The organism is Iodobacter fluviatilis, from assembly GCF_004194535.1.
Classification (GTDB): domain Bacteria; phylum Pseudomonadota; class Gammaproteobacteria; order Burkholderiales; family Chitinibacteraceae; genus Iodobacter; species Iodobacter fluviatilis_A.
On record NZ_CP025781.1, the window covers coordinates 1,234,637 to 1,251,297 of the forward strand.

13 protein-coding genes are annotated in these 16,661 nt (G+C 49.1%); 8 read left to right on the top strand and 5 right to left on the bottom strand.

All coding sequences use genetic code 11. From position 1 onward, the window contains the following. Positions 1–75 precede the first annotated feature (75 nt). Positions 76–531, bottom strand: coding sequence for a VOC family protein (locus tag C1H71_RS05360; RefSeq protein ID WP_130105651.1), 456 nt, complete (start codon positions 529–531; stop codon positions 76–78). 85 nt (positions 532–616) lie between these two features. Here C1H71_RS05360 and soxR point away from each other — a divergent pair, with 85 nt between their 5' ends. After that, positions 617–1,081, top strand: coding sequence for a redox-sensitive transcriptional activator SoxR (gene soxR, locus C1H71_RS05365; protein WP_130105652.1), 465 nt, complete (start codon positions 617–619; stop codon positions 1,079–1,081). An 8-nt stretch (positions 1,082–1,089) separates the two neighbouring features. Here soxR and C1H71_RS05370 read toward each other — a convergent pair whose 3' ends face one another. Continuing rightward, positions 1,090–1,545: an NUDIX hydrolase gene (locus tag C1H71_RS05370; protein ID WP_130105653.1), complete on the bottom strand. Its 456-nt coding sequence runs from the start codon at positions 1,543–1,545 to the stop codon at positions 1,090–1,092. Between the two features lie 273 nt (positions 1,546–1,818). Between C1H71_RS05370 and C1H71_RS05375 the strand changes: the two genes are divergently transcribed. From C1H71_RS05375 to wbaP, 4 genes are all read left to right on the top strand, one after another. Beyond that, on the top strand, positions 1,819–2,625 hold the full coding sequence (locus C1H71_RS05375) for a glycosyltransferase (protein WP_130105654.1): 807 nt from the start codon (positions 1,819–1,821) through the stop codon (positions 2,623–2,625). Between the two features lie 443 nt (positions 2,626–3,068). Further along, positions 3,069–3,875 carry a glycosyltransferase gene (locus C1H71_RS05380; protein ID WP_130105655.1) on the top strand — a complete coding sequence of 269 codons (807 nt, stop codon included), beginning with the start codon at positions 3,069–3,071 and terminating at the stop codon, positions 3,873–3,875. Then, complete coding sequence (locus C1H71_RS05385) at positions 3,872–4,975, top strand: glycosyltransferase (protein ID WP_130105656.1); 1,104 nt, start codon at positions 3,872–3,874, stop codon at positions 4,973–4,975. Before C1H71_RS05380 ends, C1H71_RS05385 begins: the two co-directional genes overlap by 4 nt. A gap of 416 nt (positions 4,976–5,391) precedes the next feature. After that, on the top strand, positions 5,392–6,846 hold the full coding sequence (wbaP, locus tag C1H71_RS05390; protein ID WP_130105657.1) for an undecaprenyl-phosphate galactose phosphotransferase WbaP: 1,455 nt from the start codon (positions 5,392–5,394) through the stop codon (positions 6,844–6,846). 149 nt (positions 6,847–6,995) lie between these two features. Here the strand turns inward: wbaP and C1H71_RS05395 are convergent, their stop codons facing one another. Further along, positions 6,996–7,538 (bottom strand): acyloxyacyl hydrolase, encoded by a 543-nt coding sequence (locus tag C1H71_RS05395; RefSeq protein WP_130105658.1) that lies wholly within the window; start codon positions 7,536–7,538, stop codon positions 6,996–6,998. Positions 7,539–8,217: 679 nt separating this feature from the next. On the opposite strand from C1H71_RS05395, the gene argA reads away from it, so the two are divergent. The 3 genes from argA (at position 8,218) to C1H71_RS05410 (ending at position 13,756) form a co-directional block, all read left to right on the top strand. Further along, positions 8,218–9,534: an amino-acid N-acetyltransferase gene (gene argA, locus C1H71_RS05400; RefSeq protein ID WP_130105659.1), complete on the top strand. Its 1,317-nt coding sequence runs from the start codon at positions 8,218–8,220 to the stop codon at positions 9,532–9,534. Positions 9,535–9,735: 201 nt separating this feature from the next. Beyond that, complete coding sequence (locus C1H71_RS05405) at positions 9,736–12,561, top strand: bifunctional diguanylate cyclase/phosphodiesterase (protein WP_130105660.1); 2,826 nt, start codon at positions 9,736–9,738, stop codon at positions 12,559–12,561. A gap of 580 nt (positions 12,562–13,141) precedes the next feature. Next, positions 13,142–13,756, top strand: a complete 615-nt coding sequence (locus C1H71_RS05410) for a LysE family translocator (protein ID WP_130105661.1) — start codon at positions 13,142–13,144, stop codon at positions 13,754–13,756. A gap of 225 nt (positions 13,757–13,981) precedes the next feature. On the opposite strand, the gene C1H71_RS05415 is transcribed toward C1H71_RS05410, so the two are convergent. Further along, positions 13,982–15,835, bottom strand: a complete 1,854-nt coding sequence (locus C1H71_RS05415; RefSeq protein ID WP_130105662.1) for a M3 family metallopeptidase — start codon at positions 15,833–15,835, stop codon at positions 13,982–13,984. 153 nt (positions 15,836–15,988) lie between these two features. After that, the gene (locus C1H71_RS05420) at positions 15,989–16,651 is read right to left on the bottom strand and encodes a pyrimidine 5'-nucleotidase (protein WP_130105663.1); all 663 of its coding nucleotides are present in this window, start codon (positions 16,649–16,651) and stop codon (positions 15,989–15,991) included. Positions 16,652–16,661 lie beyond the last annotated feature (10 nt).

Genomic DNA, 16,661 nt, shown 5'->3' on the forward strand with positions numbered 1-16,661 from the left:
GATCAGCCCCAACCAGAGCTGATCACCAAGCACCTGAGCGCCTGCACACTTAGCGTTAAAGTGAGTTCCCCCAAGCTAACTCACCCCCATCGCGTCAGCAACACTCGATGCATAGCCATTACGCTGAGCGGGCAGCTCAGACGAATATTCAACAAACTCAAACTGAATATCCTCACCAAGCATAAAATAAGCACTATCTCGATGGGTATCACTCCCTCCCGCGTGATCAAGCATAAAGCCCGCGTTTTCCAAGTTTTGCATCGTGTCTTTTAAAGACGGCACCACAAAGCCCAGATGCTTCACACCGACCAGATGTGTTTTCCAACCCGGCGCCTCCCCTATTCCACCACTTTGCAGAGCAATATAGGCAAAATCATCGCCGATATGCAGCCAATCGATTTCCGCGCCAAACCAATCCATTTTGCCTCTGCCGCGGATTTTCCAGTGCGGAATCGCCGTTTGTATAAAACGCACGGCTCGATCCAGATCGCTCACCGTGATATTTACATGCTCCAGATACGCTAGTTCCATGATTGCCACTCCTTAAAATTTAAATGCCATATCACTATGCAAGTTAAAGTAAACTTTAAGTCAAGCGTGTTAAGGAGCTTTTTTCATGACTACTTTGATTTCAATCGGCACTCTGGCTAAACGCTCAGGGGTAAAAGCCAGCGCGCTGCGTTTTTATGAAAGCAAGGACTTAATCAGCAGCGTTCGCAGTAGCGGGCAAACTCGGCAATTCCCAAGAGAAGTGCTGCGCAGAGTGGCCTTTATTCGCGTTGCACAAAATGTGGGCCTAAGCCTTGAAGAAATATCAGCCGCACTGGCCTCCCTGCCGCAGCAAAGAACGCCAACGCCTGAGGACTGGGCGCAGCTATCGCAATCCTGGCGGCCCATGCTGCAAGCCAGAATAGATGCGCTATGTGCATTACAAACGCTATTGGATTCCTGCATAGGCTGCGGCTGTTTATCGCTACAAAAATGCAGCCTGTATAACGCAGACGACCAAGCCCGCCATCTGGGATCTGGGCCACGGTTTTTAATGGGAGATAGTGCAGCTGATTTAGTTTTGAAAGAATAAAGGCATTTTTAGCAAACTGATAACACTCTGTTTTTTAACATTTCCAGCAAGTTTTCCGGAAAAACAATCTCGTCTGTCATCGCGATTTCCTCAGGCGTCCACCAGCGGTGTTGCTTCATCACTTCCATTTCTAAAGCACTCCAAGCCGCGCGGTCAGGAGCAACTTTACTCATTCGCACAATAAAATAGCGCTCATCCGAAATCACGGATTCGCCATCTGGTAATTTCATTATAAATTTCTGACAGGCAATTTCCTCGCTAATTGAGTAATTGTGCTGACCAATTTCTTCAGCAAACTCCCGCACAGCAGCTTCTGCAAAACTCTCATTATCTTCAACGCCCCCTCCAGGCGTGGCCCAGTAGGACTTTCCAGCCAAAGCCCCCTTTGTGAATACAAAGTAAAATAATAAAATATGGTTTTCTGGTGATAACACCAGTAAACGTGCAGATGGGCGACGCCGCATAGGGGAAATCCAAATGATGTTATGTTGATTAACTCAATTAAATGAAGATTAAACAGGCAATTGGGGCTGTAATTATGCGTTTAGCCCCCGCATGCCATGAAAATATCTTTATCCGCAGAGCAATCATAAAACTAATCACTCTAAACAAAACACGAATCACATCCTCAGACTTAAACCCCTCGCAGGCAAATCCGCCCAATTTACATTTCACCTCAGCACGCCAAGCCTTAAAACCCGTTAAAATAGCGGACTTTACTTGCACAAAGCGCTTAGATGAACCGCACGGCCTTACTTATTCCACACTTTAATAATCCACAGGGCCTTGCTGCGTCTTTGGCTTCTGTGGGTAAGCACGAGCAAATTGATGCTTTTATCGTGGATGATGGCAGCAGCAGGCAGCGAGTCGATGAGGCGGCTTGTGCAAAAGCCTGGCAGGCGAATGGCGAATTGCACTTTATTTATTTGCCACAAAATCAAGGTATTGAGCACGCGCTCAATACGGGGCTGCAAGCAATTCTTGAGGCGGAATATGAGTATATTGCTCGCTTAGATTGCGATGATTTGTGCGCGCCGGATCGCTTTGCTAAGCAAACATCTTTTTTAGATAGCCATCCAGATGTGTATTTATTAGGCAGCGCGGTGACATTTTTTGATACCAGCGGCGATCGTTTTACGATTAATCAGCCGCAGACGCACGATGAAATTTTGCGCCAGATGCACGATGACAATGCCTTTACCCATCCCACGGTAATGTTTAGAACCGCCGGAGTAAAAGAGCTGGGGCTTTACCCGACTGACTGCAAAGCCGCGGAAGACTTTGCTTATTTCTGGCGCTTTGTGGCGCATTATCAAACAGCTAATCTGCCCGAGGTGCTAACCCGCAGCGAGTACAACGATGCGGGTATCTCCATGAGCCGCCGCCGCCAACAGCAAGCAATGCGGATCAAGCTACTATGGCGCTACTTCGATTACTCGCCACGGTCCTTCATAAAAATAAGCAAAGCCAGCCTATCCTTCGCCCTACCGGTCAGCTTCACCCGTAAAATCAAACGGCTACTGGGGATGGGGAAGTGGAATTGATTGATGTGAGCCAGATCTATGCATGTACTCTAAGCCGTTTGCTTTTACCCTTATGCAAACAACAAAAATTAGAATAAACGCAAGCTCTGCATTGGGCTTAAGAATCCCCTTGAAGCACGCCGAAGCGAGGAACAAGCGGGCGGGGTTTCGGTGAGGACTGTTTGAGCGAGCCTGCAAGCGAGTTCCGCAGCCGCCGCTCGATTGTCCGCAGATGAGGGGCTTTCGTGCTGGTCGGGGCGGCCTTCTTTGCTTCCTTTCTTGGCCGTTCAAGAAAGGGAGTCCCTTGCGGGGGATTCCCGCACCAAAATCACCGTGCCGAAGGCACTAAAAAGATCTTTTTGACCTTGCTTAGCACACATGTTCTCGAGTAATTCGGCGGGTTCCACCCGCCCTACAATTGTTAATTTAAACGCGAAGCTGCACTCGCAAAAACAGAAGCACACATGACACGCCTTATTTTACTGATACCGCATTTTAATAATCCTGCCGGGCTGATTAAGTCTTTAGCCTCCATCGGCCCCAACGAGCAATGTGATGTGCTGGTGGTGGATGATGGCAGCACGCGTGCGCCGATCGAGCATACGGTGGCCAGAAATGCGTTTAAGGCGCAGGGCGAATTACGGTTTTTAAATTTGTCGGTCAATCGTGGCATCGAACACGCGCTTAATTCTGGCCTGACGTGGATTTCCTCCCGCGGCTACGAGCTGATTGCCCGCTTGGATTGTGGCGATGAAAACCTGCCCGATCGCCTAGCCAAGCAAGTCGCCTTTTTAGACAGCCACCCCGATGTGATGCTGCTTGGCGGCGCGGCTAGCTTTGTCGATCAGGCAGGAGCCGAGCAATTTGTGATGCGCCACCCAAGTGAGCACGCGGCCATTACCCGAGCCATGCGTAATAACTCAGCCTTTATCCATCCGGCAGTGATGCTCAGAACCACCGCTTTGGCCAGCACCGGCCTCTACCCGCTGGATACGCCTGCCGCAGAAGACTACGCACTGTTTAGCGAATTCACCCACCAGTTTAAAGTAGCCAACCTACCCGAGGTACTGATCCGCTACGAGCTAGACCCCAGCGGCATTTCGCTAAGTAAACGCCGCCAGCAGCTCAAATCCCGCTTGGCGGTGCAAAAAAAATATAGTGATGGCAGCGTGGCCGCCCTGATCGGCATGGCCAGAACCCAGCTTTTACTCTTGCTCCCCTACTCCTTGGTGTTTAAGCTCAAATCAAAATTAAGAGCCAAAAAAGTATGAATCTGATCCCCGTAAAACATGCCGCTAAAATTGTACATATTGTCGAGGCCTTTGGCGCTGGCACGCTGTCTATGGTGTCAGCAATGGCCAATGCCCAGGCCAAAGACGGCCATAGCGTTACTATTATTCATTCGGTACGCGAAGAAACACCGAATAACTGGCGAGCGCTATTTGTCGATGCCATCCGCTTTATTCAGCTGCCCATGGTGCGCGCCATTAACCCCGCCGCCGACTGGCGTGCTGGCCGGGCGCTTTATCACTGGCTGCGTGAATTAAAGCCCGAAGTGGTGCATATGCATTCATCCAAGGCCGGTGCGCTGGGGCGAATTGTCAGTTTATTTATTCGTGGCCGCTCAGCTCCCAAGTGGTTTTTCTCACCGCATGGTTTATCGTTTTTGCAGCGGGCTGAAGGGCGTTTAAAAAATACCATTTTCATGACCGTCGAGAAAATTCTGTCAGAAATCCCAACCACTTTTATCGCCTGCTCGCCTTCCGAAGGCGCAGAAATTAGTCGCCATCTCAGCAGCAATGTGGTGGTGGTCAATAATGCCGTCGATCTGGCCGCCATCCTCCCCGCTAGGGGCAATCAGGATATCGTGCGCATCGGCACCGCGGGCCGAGTCACGCTTGCCCGCAACCCCGATCTATTTGCCAAAATCGCCAGCCAGATGGCCCAGCCCGGCGTCGAGTTTGTGTGGATAGGCGGCGGCGATGTGGCATCAGAAAAAAACCTAAAAAACGCCAATGTAAAACTCAGCGGCTGGATAGATCGCAGCCAAGCTTTAGAGCAACTGGCAAGCTTGGATATTTATATCCAGACCTCGCGCTGGGAAGGCCTGCCCGTCGCCGTCATCGAAGCCATGGCCGCTGGCCTGCCGGTATTAGCGACCAATGTGGTGGGCAATAAAGATTTGGTGATAGATGGCGAAAATGGCTATCTGTGTGAAAACAGCAGCGACTTTGTAAAATACCTGAACACGCTGATCGAAGACCGCAGCGCCCGCCAAAAACTTGGCGAACAGGCAAGGCTGTTTGCTGAAACGAATTACTCGCTGGATAAAATGATGGCGAGTCTTTATCAAGCTTATGGACTAGCCTAGGGTCTGTTGACGTTTCATTCACGGCTGCGTTTGGCCCAGTTTTGGGGCTGAACAAGGAGAAAATGGCGACATGGTACGAGTACCATGAGCGATTTTTAACGCCGTGCAGCCCCAAAAATGGGCTAAACCCGAAGGGCTGAGCCGGAAAATGGCCATTCACTGCGTTATGCTCCTCGACAATAACCCGTTATTGCCTTCGTCACACGCCTTGTGCTTGGCCGTTTTCCGGCTCAGCGCAATGGCGAATGAAACGTCAACAGACCCTAGGGCAGGTGCTTACCTGCCGAGCTTTACGATGAAATCCGAAAAATGGCGGTTGCACCCACCCTACGAATACCGTTTCTCTTAAGTGAATAGGATTGGGTATTACCCGTCCTCTGTTCTACCAATCTTTTGCTTGAAAATCAGGAAGTAAAATGAACAAGCATTTACAAGCCGAAAGGGCTAAGCCTTTGTTAGCGCTGGCCGATTTTGCTGCGCTTACCGCGTCGTTTTGTGCGGCGCTGGCCATGCTGAGCTTTTTTCGCCATCAAAGAATTGGTGGCGATTTTGCCGCTTGGTGGTGGTGGGAAGGCTCGCAACAAAGTACCGCGTTTTTGTTTCTAGCCGTGCTCACCGTGGGCAACTTTTGGTGGAGAGGCCATTACAGCCTGCGCCTGCCGTTTTGGGATGAGCTGCTGGAAATCCTGCGTGCTCTGCTCTTAGCTGCCCTTTTAAACGGCATGTTGGTACTGCTAGGCAAATTCACTGTATCGCGCTTTTTGTGGCCAATGTCCTGGAGCTTGGCACTGCTGCTCTTGCCATTTTTACGCTCGCAAATGAAAAACTGGCTGTTATCTAAGCAGCTCTGGCAACTGCCCACGGTGATGATTGGGGCCAGCAGCAATGCCATCGACGCCTGCCGCGCCATGCACAGCGAGCGCCAGCTGGGATTTGAGGTGCAAGCCTTTTTATCAATTAACCAAAGTGATCCAGCCACATTGATCATTGACGGCCAAACTAGGCCGGTTATTCAGCTAGACGAAAGCGGGTTGCTTTCTTGGCTAGATAATAACGGCCGCCCCCACGTGGTGGTTGCCGTGGATGAAGATGAGTTGCGCCGTCTTGGCCCGCAAATTGAGCTGCTTTCGCTTAAATATAAAGATATGCACATCATCCCGCCGATCGCTGGCTTACCGCTGTTTGGCGTGGTGCCGCATCATTTTTTTAGCCATGAAGTACTGCTACTGCGTGTACGCAATAATTTATCAGTAAAATCGCTGACCACCTTAAAACGCGCTTTTGATTTATTTGGTGCAAGCGTTGGCTTGATCTTGCTTTTTCCACTATTAGCCTATGTAGCGGTTCAAATCAAACGTCAGGGCGGCCCTGGAAGCATCTTCTTTGGCCATGTTCGCGTAGGGATTAATGGCAAGCCATTTAAGTGCTGGAAATTCCGCACCATGGTTTCCAACAGCCAAGAAGTACTAGAAAAACTATTGGCAAACAGCAGCGAGGCACGTGCGGAATGGGATAAAGACTTTAAGCTTAAAAATGATCCGCGCATTACGCCGATTGGCGAGTTTTTAAGAAAAACCAGCCTCGATGAGATTCCGCAACTGTGGAATGTAATCAAAGGTGAAATGAGCCTTGTTGGCCCCCGCCCAATTATCACCGCCGAGCTAGAGCGTTATGGGGAGCACGTTGATTTCTATTTAGAAGCGCGCCCAGGCCTAACTGGCTTATGGCAAGTTTCTGGCCGCAACGACACCACCTACGCAGAACGCGTGGCACTGGATGCTTGGTACGTTAAAAACTGGAATCTTTGGTACGACGTGGCAATTGTCTGCAAAACCATACGCACGGTAGTGAGCGGGCGCGGCGCGTATTAATTTTCACATAAATAGGGTCACCCACTAAAAACGCTACAAGCGTAAAAAATAAGAACAGGTAGAGCGAAAACTTACACCTGAAGCTCCATTATTTTTCATACCTTACGTGTTTTTAGTGGATAAAAATTGTGAACCGTCACACCACTCATCTACATTTTAAAGCCGTAGCGCAGCACCACAAAATCAGCGCCATAATTGGGCGTTTTGATATCGGCATTTGAATGATGCTGATACATCAGCGTTAAATCTTGAGCGGACTGCTCACCAAAACGTACGCCTGCGCCCAACCGCTCACCAAATTGAAATGCCGTACTAAAAGGGCCACGTTTGGCATAATCCGTGCGGGAAAACAAATGCCCGCCCACCCCCGCCTCCACAAACCACTGCGTGCCGGTCTCCAGTGGCGTCCATTCATATCTTAGCTCTGGTGTAATAAATACTTCACCTGTATTGCGATCATCGCCGCGCCACAATCCGCCCCCAATCGAAAAACCAGAGCTTAATTTGCCGGTATTACTTTCATACCAAGACCAAGGTAGCGGCTTGTGTAAAGCCACTCTAAACAAATGGTGCTGCTCAACATGGCTTGGCTGTATGCCCTGCCCAAGCTCCACTTGCCACTCCAAACCCTCCGCTGCTGATGAAGCTAGCGCAATCAGCAAGGGGGAAATTCGTAGAAAAAGTGTAAGCATGGCTAAGCTCCTTTACGCAGTCGCTTTTACAATATAGACACAACAATCCTTTTACACCGTCCTTACCACCTAGGGCCTGTTGACGTTTCATTCGCCATTGCGCTGAGCCGGAAAACGGCCAGACACAAGGCATGTGAAGAAGGCAATAACGGGTTATTGTCGAGGAGCATCACGCAGTGAATGGCCATTTTCCGGATCAGCCCTTCGGGTTTAGCCCCTTTTTAGGGCGGAACGCAGCCGCGAATGAAACGTCAACAGACCCTAGAGGACTTCACCCATATTTTGAATAGAAAGACTCGTCTAAAGCAGGTGTCTACTCCCTTAAGACTAAGTTGCTAGCTATTTGAAGTAAAATTGCACAAAATATGAAAAAATCCGGCGTCTCCCCAGTTGGCATGCTATCTAGCAGGCTGTCGGACTTAGCATCAGTCAGCTGAAAAATCACCTGATCGGCCTATATTTCACCAGATTTTTGACCAATAACTCGTTATTGGCGCTGCAAATCCGGCAAAATCTGGTCTCGACCATGCGATTTTTCGCTTCGACCGTCTAAGTCCGACAGGCTGCTAGGTCTCCTTTGACGTTTGATTTGCAAACACAATAATCGTGCAACAAATACCAACAGAGCCTAGCAATAACCCATACTTAACTCAAAGCTATCAAATCTTTTAGGAATCCCATGCAAGCCGATGAGTTCGTCCAGTCTTTTCGTCTGGCCGCCCCGTATATTCATGCCTTTCGTGATCGCACTTTTGTCATCGCCTTAGGCGGTGAAGTGGTCCGAGATGGCAAATTTGCCACCATCACCCACGATATCAACCTGCTCACCAGCCTTGGGGTGCGCCTAGTTGTTGTGCATGGTGCTCGTCCACAAATTGAAACGCGAATTAATGAGCGGGGCCTAGAAACCCGCTATCACCATGGTTTACGCGTTACCGATGCTCAAACTTTAGAATGTGTCATTCAGGCGGTGGGGCAAGTTCGAGTAGAAATTGAATCGTGGCTGTCTATGGGTTTGGCTAATTCGCCCATGGCAAATGCCGATATTCGCGTCTCAGCGGGCAACTTTATTACGGCGCAGCCGATGGGCATTCGTGATGGCCTAGATTTAATGTACACCGGCGAAGTACGTAAAGTAGACACTACCGCCATCCGCTATCGTCTTGATGACGGCGAGCTCGTATTGCTTTCTACCTTGGGCTACTCGCCCACGGGCGAAGTATTTAATGTGCCACTCGAAGACGTGGCCACCAGCGCTGCCATTGCCCTGCGTGCCGACAAGCTGATCTTTTTACTTGGCCAGCAAGGGGTAGAAGACTTAGTGGGCGAGCTACTGACCGAGCTTACTGCCTTGCAAGCTGAGCAGTTTTTAAACACTCACCCTCATCCAAACGAAGATATCCGGCTGTATCTGCCTTGCGCCATCAAAGCGGTGCGCAATGGCGTAGCACGGGCGCATTTGGTTAGTCATCATGTGGATGGTGCTTTGCTTAAAGAGCTATTTACCCACGATGGAATTGGCACCATGGTATCGCGTGATTCACTCGAAACCATGCGTGAAGCCACCATTGATGATGTCGGCGGGGTATTGGCCTTGATTGAGCCGCTAGAGGACGATGGGGTTTTAGTGAAACGTGGGCGAGAATTACTCGAGCGTGAAATCCATCGTTACTCGGTACTCGAGCACGATAGTAAGATTGTGGGCTGCGTGGCGATGTACCCCTTCGCTAAAAGCCACATGGCAGAAATGGCCTGTTTGGTGATCCATCCCGATTACCGCGATGCCAATCGAGGCGAGCAATTACTCAAGCATATTGAGCAACACGCCCGCAGCCTAGGAGTACGCGAGCTATTTGTGCTGACCACCCGTACCGCGCATTGGTTTGTTGAAAGAGGCTTTGCCTTAGCCACCGTCGATGCTTTACCGATTGAAAGAAAACAGCTCTACAATTATCAAAGACGTTCAAAAGTATTTATTAAGCAACTACGAAACTAAAGTTGTATTGAGAAAATAAATCAGCAATATACGGCATTTCAATTCATCATTATTATTGACTATGTAACACTACCGAAAGCCAGCAATGCTTTCGGTAGTGATCAGAATGAGTGCAAGCAATATCTCTGAATCACCAAGCGGCCAAGACATACTGAAGCGGCTTGGCCTATAAAAGATAGACTCCTTTTCTAACAGGTTTGCATGGCATCGCTCCCGTTTTTTAATTCGCTACGAGCACGTTTAATTGTTGCCACCTTAGTCGTGCAAGGTACGATTTTAGCCATCCTATTGCTCAATACATCGAAAATATGGTCAGAAATGGCGACCCATGTCACGGAAGTGCGCGTACAAGAATTATCGCGCCTATTAAATGCGGCCTTTGCTACGCCTTTATCCAGTGGCAACTTGGCACAAGCAGCAGATTTACTAGAAGGAATTCGCACCCCCGAAGGGATTGATTACTTAATTTTGCTCGATAATAAAAAACAAATCATTGCCGCTCGGGGCTGGGATATTGCACAAAAACTCCCTCCAGTAGATAAATTATCGCTCGATCATGATTTGCCAACTTTAATTCACGCCTCCACCCCGATTGAATTTGCGGGCGAGCCTTTTGGCGAGCTACGCTTTGGTGTTTCCACAGGAATCATGCGGGGCGGCATTAATCAACTCATGCTGCAAAGCGCAATGACTATTGTCGCTGGGGTTTTACTTTGTGCCCTCATCATGGGTGTACTGGGCTTTTGGCTTACTCGGCATATTCACCGGCTCATCAAAGCCGCTGAAAACGCTGCGCTAGGGCGCTACGAAGTCCCCCTACCTAGCCATGGCCTGACCGAAATATCCCTACTCACCATCCGCTTTAATGAAATGGCGGCTGCAATCAAAGAACGCGTAGATACCCTTGTTATGAATGAAGAAAAATTTCATACCATTGCTAACTACACACACAGCACGGAGCTATGGCTATCCCCCGATGAAGGCAAGCTGGTGTGGATTAATGACTCCGTCACACGCCTCTCGGGCTATTCTGTCAATGAATGTATGCTCTTAGGGGATTTTCCACTCTCGCTCACCATGCCTGAGGAGCGAGAGCGTGTCACCGAAACCCTGCAACAAGCGTTACTGCATCGCACCGTGATTCAAGATTTTGAGTTTCGTGCGGTACGCCGTGATGGACAACCCTTTTGGGCCTCGGTTTCTTGGCAGCCTATCTACGATTCAAACAATAGCTATTTAGGGCTCAGAGCCAGTATTCGCGATAATAGCGAGCTAAAAGAAGACCGCTTATCCTTACGCAAAGCTGTGATTGAACTGCGGCAAATTCAATCGCTAGGGCAAAGCTATTTGTCCCGCGCCGAATCCGAACGGGCCCGCTTAAGCGCACTACTCACGGCCATGCGCTTTGGCGTGTTGTTTGTAGATAACGATAATCGCGTGGTATTTCATAACCCCGCCTTCTGTGATTTATGGGGCCTTGGGCCTAGCAATCAATTGCCAGGCAAACCTATCGGACAAATTTTACAAATTGCAGAAAACCGGCCAGCCCTAGGCGATATTATTGCGACCTACCTTGAAGATCTGGTTCTCTCTGACGATAAGGTCGATTTTGGTGAGCTCACCATGAATGATGGGCGTGTGATTACCCAGCATGGCTTTAAGGTGCTCGATAGCCAAGGCGCTGCCAATGGGCGGATGTGGATTTATGAAGATGTTACCCAACAACGCGAAATATCCGAACATATGATTAAGCTAGCGGAGCGTGACTCGCTCACCGGCCTGTATAACCGCCATCGCTTCCAGCAAGAGCTAGATAGAATGGTTTCAGAAGCAGACCGTAAGCAAAGCGCGATGGCCTTAGTGTTTTTCGATCTGGACGAGTTTAAGCATGTGAATGATACTTTTGGCCATGGCGTGGGTGATGAGTTACTTAAATCCATCGCCAAAACCATTGGCCTACAAGTGCGCCGCCATGAGGTTTTATCTCGCCTTGGTGGGGATGAATTCGCGATTTTAGTCCCTGATTGCAATGAATTTGAAGTCAGTAAACTAGCCGAGCGAATTGTAAGCTCGATCGCGCAAATCCCCTTTACCGTTGAAGGCCATGTACTGCGCCCATCTTCATCGGTCGGCGTAGCGCTATTTCCCAATCATGCGAGCAACTCACTAGAGCTGGTCGCCCACGCGGATTCGGCCATGTATCAGGCTAAATCTGCAGGTAAATCCACTTGGCGCATGTACCGCCAAGACGCCGATCCTTCCCGATCAGCAATTAACCGGCTCTCATGGAAAGATCGCATTACCGAGGCCTTAGAAAACGAAGGCCTGGAGCTGCACTACCAAGGAATTTACTACCCAAAAACACGCAAGCTCGCTCACTTAGAAGCCTTGGTACGTATGAAAGATCGGCAAAAGCTGGGTGAGCTCATTATGCCTGGGATGTTTATTACCCATGCCGAAAAAACCGGCAAGATCATTGATATTGATCGTTGGGTGATTCGCACCACCATTGAATTACTCGGCCAAAAGGCCAATATTCCATCCATTGCAATTAACATTTCTGGCCGCTCTTTTGATGAACCAGAAATGCCTGATTACATTAGCCAGCAGCTCAAACTACATAAAGTAAATCCAGCAAGGCTATTGGTAGAGCTCACCGAAACAGCCGCAGTATCAGATATCCGCGATGCGGAGCGTTTTATTGATGCACTCAGAGCCACCGGTTGCACTGTTTGCCTCGATGATTTTGGTACTGGCTTTGCTTCCTTTGCCTATTTAAAACAATTAAAAGCAGACGTACTGAAAATTGATGGCTTCTTTATTAAAGATATTATTAGCGATCACGATAGCCAAGTCTTTGTAAAAGGCATGGTGAGCATGGCGCATGAAATGGGCAAAACAACCATTGCCGAGTTTGTAGAAAACGAAGCCATTTTTAATATGCTGATTGAATTAGGGATTGATCAAGTACAGGGCTATTACCTCGACAAACCCATGAAAGATCATCCGGGATTGAATATTATTTAACGGATGCTATAAACCCAAATCTTGAACCACGGAGTTCACAGAGAACACGGAGTTTCACGGAAAAAAACAGGGATTGAATTAAGGTGTTTGAATAAACTTTAAATATTTTCAAACCTTGTTATCTAGATTTTTACTCTGATCGTGGCACTAGCCGCCTGTCGGACTTAAGCGATCGTAGCGAGGGAAAGACCGGTTTGAGACAGATTTCGCGGGTTTTTCAGGCGAATAGCTGGCTATTCAACGAGAAAATGCGTGAAACATGGCCAAATCCGGCTTTTCCGTAGTAGATCAGTCTTAAGTCCGATAGGCTGCTAGGCTTAAATTTCCCCTTGAAACACGCAAGCTCCGAACAAGCGGAGCGGGGGATCGCTTGGGAGCGAGGCAGCGAGCCAATCCCGCCCGCCGCCGACTCGATTGGACCGCAGCGCAGGGGATTTCGTGTTATTGGAGTTGTGGCTTGGCTTCGTTTCTTGGCCACACAAAAATCATATAATTCGCGGGGCGCCCGCACCTAAATCAATGTGCCGAAGGCACTAAAAAATAACTTCTGTGTAACCTCAGCTAAACAGGAAATACACCCATGAGCATGACTATCTGGCTAACCTTTATTGCCACCACTTTTTTTATTTCCGCCACGCCCGGCCCTAATATGCTGCTGATGCTATCGCACGGCACACGCTATGGCTGGCAGGCGACGCTGGCCACCATGAGCGGTGCACTGGCTGGATTAGGCTTGTTGTTTGCGCTATCTGCTTTTGGGATGGCGACTATCCTAGCCACATCCGCCACGCTGTTTTTGATTTTTAAATTAGCCGGTGCGGTGTATTTAATTTATCTGGGCTGGCAATGCTTTAAAGCCGGGAACAATTTAGAAATGCCCAATTCCTCCGCCGATTCGGCAGCAGGGCGCTTTCGCCTAGGATTAACCGTGGCACTATCCAATCCCAAGGCGATTTTATTTGCCGGAGCTTTCTTGCCGCAATTTATCAACACATCGCAGCCGCAAGCAGGGCAATGGGCTATTTTGCTGGGCAGCTTTTTTATCATCGAAGCAGGCTGGCAAGTCGCCTACGCGGCAGGCGGCGCAAGGCTAGGTAACTGGTTACAAAGCCCGAATCGCATCAAGCGCTTTAACCAAGGCTGCGGCGCGGCCTTCTTTACGGTAGGTGGATTGCTGGCAGCTGCGCAGCGCTGATTAGGTGTCAGGTATCGGAGCCAGCAATTTTAAATCGACAGAAATTAATCGAAAAACACCCCCGTAGAAGCGGATTTATCCACGAATGCAGCGCTGTTGACGACGCTTTCGCGGCTAAAGCCGCTCCTACAAGGTGCGATTTAGCATTGCTGTATCAAAACGGTGCGCAAGAAAACCACCTTGCACACCCTATAAAAACTCCTGACCCCTGACTCCTGATACCTGTTACACCCCGTAACGCTCACTCACCACACGCTCAAAGTCGGCAAACATTTGCGTGTCTGATTGCGTGTTATCTGCTAATAATTCAGCACCATGCACAATACGAATATGCGCATCCAGATTTTTTAATGGGGATTCTGGGTAAACTCGGCTCGCAGCCGCACTGATTTGCATTTCTGCATCGGCCCATGCAGCTTCCACGGTTTGATTGCAGGAATCGGCTAAATACTTGGCATTGAAAGCCTCGCCAGTCAGGCTGATCAAGCTGGCGTTATGGCTAATGCTATTTCCCGGCACCCAATAATGCTCAGAGAGCAGCGGGCCAATGGCTGGGTTATCGGTCAGATAGCCATACTCACGCTCAAAGAAGGCGCGGGTTTGATAAACCGCCATATTAGCCAGTAAATAGCCGTGATAAGCCGCGGCCGATTCCTGATTTAAGAGATGAGGAATTGCCAAGAGCGGCCGACCAGCCTGCTCAAAACCCAATATTTTCATTTCAAACTCACGGGCTAGCGCCAACACGTTTACCGAAGTAAGCTCATCATCGGCAAGCAAATACAAAGCGCGCTCAAAGTAGGGCACCACCAAAATATTGCGTTGGTTAAGCGCAGCAAATGGCTGCGTTTTTTCGATACGCATTTTGATCAACTCATCCGGCACCGCTTCGCCAGCCGCATTTTTGGCATAGCGCTTTAGCCAATCGGCATCTTCTAGCAAGCTATCGCAAAACATCGATTGTGTTTCGGCATAAGCCATAGAGGACGGCGCAAATTCTTGCGAAAAACACGGTGAATTTTGGGTGATATTGGCAAAGTGCGCCGCATGGCCCCCTTCATGAAACAGCGTATTAATCGCCCGCGCGCCACTGCCCACCTGATCTGGCTTAGCATCGGAGGTAAAATTAATCTGCCCCGCTACCCAGCGGCCATCTACATCATAAAATGACGGAATCGGCCCGTGGCAGAAGCCATTTTGATACTTCCCCTTGCGCTCCAAAAGATCGAGCTGCAAGGTGGCACCACGGTAAGTAATCCCCAGCCCGCAAAAACTATCAACCCAGCGCTGTAAACCCTTGGCAAAAGGCAGGTATGGATCAAGCTGGCGCGCCACATCACCGCTAATGGTGTAGCGAAAATTCCACGGCAGCAACGCGTCTTTACCGTGTTCTTTTGCCAGCTCATTTAAGCCGCGCAGATTGGTATCCCGAGTGCGCACTTCAAAATCATCTAAAATAGCAAACAGCGCTTCACTGCTCATTTGCTCATTTTTGCGTACTTTATAATCAAAATAATTGGCATAGCCCTGCGCACGTGCAAAGGCATTACGCTGTTTAACGATCTCTAAAAAGCCATTTTCCAATACCCAGTTTTCTAGCCCCGCCATCGCATCAAAGGAGCTTTTACGCGCCTCCTCGCTTGGATTGGTCGACATATTTGTCGCCAGCGAGCCTTGGGTGGCTTCAACGCGCTCGCCCTTGTCATTGATATGCGTTTGCACATAATCACGCTTTTTAGCAAACAGCTCGGCTTCCATCACAATCAGCTGGCTCATCAAATCACGCGCGGCATCGCTATCGATAATATTGCTTTCAAATAGCGCCAACCAGCCGGTTAAGCCGTGTTTTAACGCTTGCGTATCGGCATCGTCCGCGCTTAACTGCGCCAAAGCCGCCCTTACTTCCGCCAATTTAGCGGGGCTAGAGGTGAAATTTTTATACGCGTCTTCTGCCTTGGCAAAGCCTGCATGATCATCAGAGATTGCCATATAGGTATCCCAAAATAGGTCTTCTTTGGCTTTATGAACGGCGAGGTAATCACGGTTAAGTGCTGCAAATAGCTGGCGGGCGGCTTCCATTGAATCTCCAATCTTCTGTATTTAAGAAATTGCAAAAGTTCTGACTTATGCTTTATGTTTATGCCAAGCAAATTACACTAGCCGCTATAAATTTGCCAGTTTGCCTTGGTACAGAAGAGAAATCTGTCGTAGTTATTCTAAACCGGAATAGAATCAGCTGCTAAACGCACTGCTAGCCAATAAATAACGGCTTCGCTGCGGCAAATCGCGTAGCGAAGTAATGCTTAAATCAGCCGCCTGCGCGCCAAAGCTGCCATGGTTTAGCCACACAGTTTTCATGCCTAAGCGCTTGGCCGTTACCAGATTAGCCAGCGTATCTTCCACAAAAATACAGCGATTAGCTTTCAACTTAAACTTGCTAATGAGGCGGCGATAGCCATGAATATGTGGCTTGGGGATAAAATCGACATCCTCAACCGCCACCACTGCGTTAAAACAATCATCAATCCCTAGTGCTAGCATCATGGCCTTGGCGTAATGGCGCGCGCCGTTAGTGAAAAGAATTTTCTCTCCAGGCAAGCGCCGAATGGCCATTTTTAACCCCGGCATAGGGTGGATCGCCGTTAGCAATTCGCTTAAAGGATGGGTGGCTCGTAAAAAATGCAGGGGATCAATATGCGGATGATGACGGCGCAAGCCTAATAAAGTAGCGCCATAACGCCGCCAATAATCAGTACGCAATATGGATGCTAGCTCTGGGCTGAGTGATAAATGCTGGGCTAAATAGGCCGTCATGGCACGATTAATCACCGGAAAAGCGTGCAAATCGGCATTGTGCAGGGTGTTATCGAGATCGAATATCCAGACTGGTTTCATTGTTTAAACA

Coding starts and splice junctions, on each gene's coding strand:
- C1H71_RS05360 (WP_130105651.1), bottom strand. CDS start 531: ATGGAACTAGCGTATCTGGAGCATGTAAATATCACGGTGAGCGATCTG.
- soxR (WP_130105652.1), top strand. CDS start 617: ATGACTACTTTGATTTCAATCGGCACTCTGGCTAAACGCTCAGGGGTA.
- C1H71_RS05370 (WP_130105653.1), bottom strand. CDS start 1,545: ATGCGGCGTCGCCCATCTGCACGTTTACTGGTGTTATCACCAGAAAAC.
- C1H71_RS05375 (WP_130105654.1), top strand. CDS start 1,819: ATGAACCGCACGGCCTTACTTATTCCACACTTTAATAATCCACAGGGC.
- C1H71_RS05380 (WP_130105655.1), top strand. CDS start 3,069: ATGACACGCCTTATTTTACTGATACCGCATTTTAATAATCCTGCCGGG.
- C1H71_RS05385 (WP_130105656.1), top strand. CDS start 3,872: ATGAATCTGATCCCCGTAAAACATGCCGCTAAAATTGTACATATTGTC.
- wbaP (WP_130105657.1), top strand. CDS start 5,392: ATGAACAAGCATTTACAAGCCGAAAGGGCTAAGCCTTTGTTAGCGCTG.
- C1H71_RS05395 (WP_130105658.1), bottom strand. CDS start 7,538: ATGCTTACACTTTTTCTACGAATTTCCCCCTTGCTGATTGCGCTAGCT.
- argA (WP_130105659.1), top strand. CDS start 8,218: ATGCAAGCCGATGAGTTCGTCCAGTCTTTTCGTCTGGCCGCCCCGTAT.
- C1H71_RS05405 (WP_130105660.1), top strand. CDS start 9,736: ATGGCATCGCTCCCGTTTTTTAATTCGCTACGAGCACGTTTAATTGTT.
- C1H71_RS05410 (WP_130105661.1), top strand. CDS start 13,142: ATGAGCATGACTATCTGGCTAACCTTTATTGCCACCACTTTTTTTATT.
- C1H71_RS05415 (WP_130105662.1), bottom strand. CDS start 15,835: ATGGAAGCCGCCCGCCAGCTATTTGCAGCACTTAACCGTGATTACCTC.
- C1H71_RS05420 (WP_130105663.1), bottom strand. CDS start 16,651: ATGAAACCAGTCTGGATATTCGATCTCGATAACACCCTGCACAATGCC.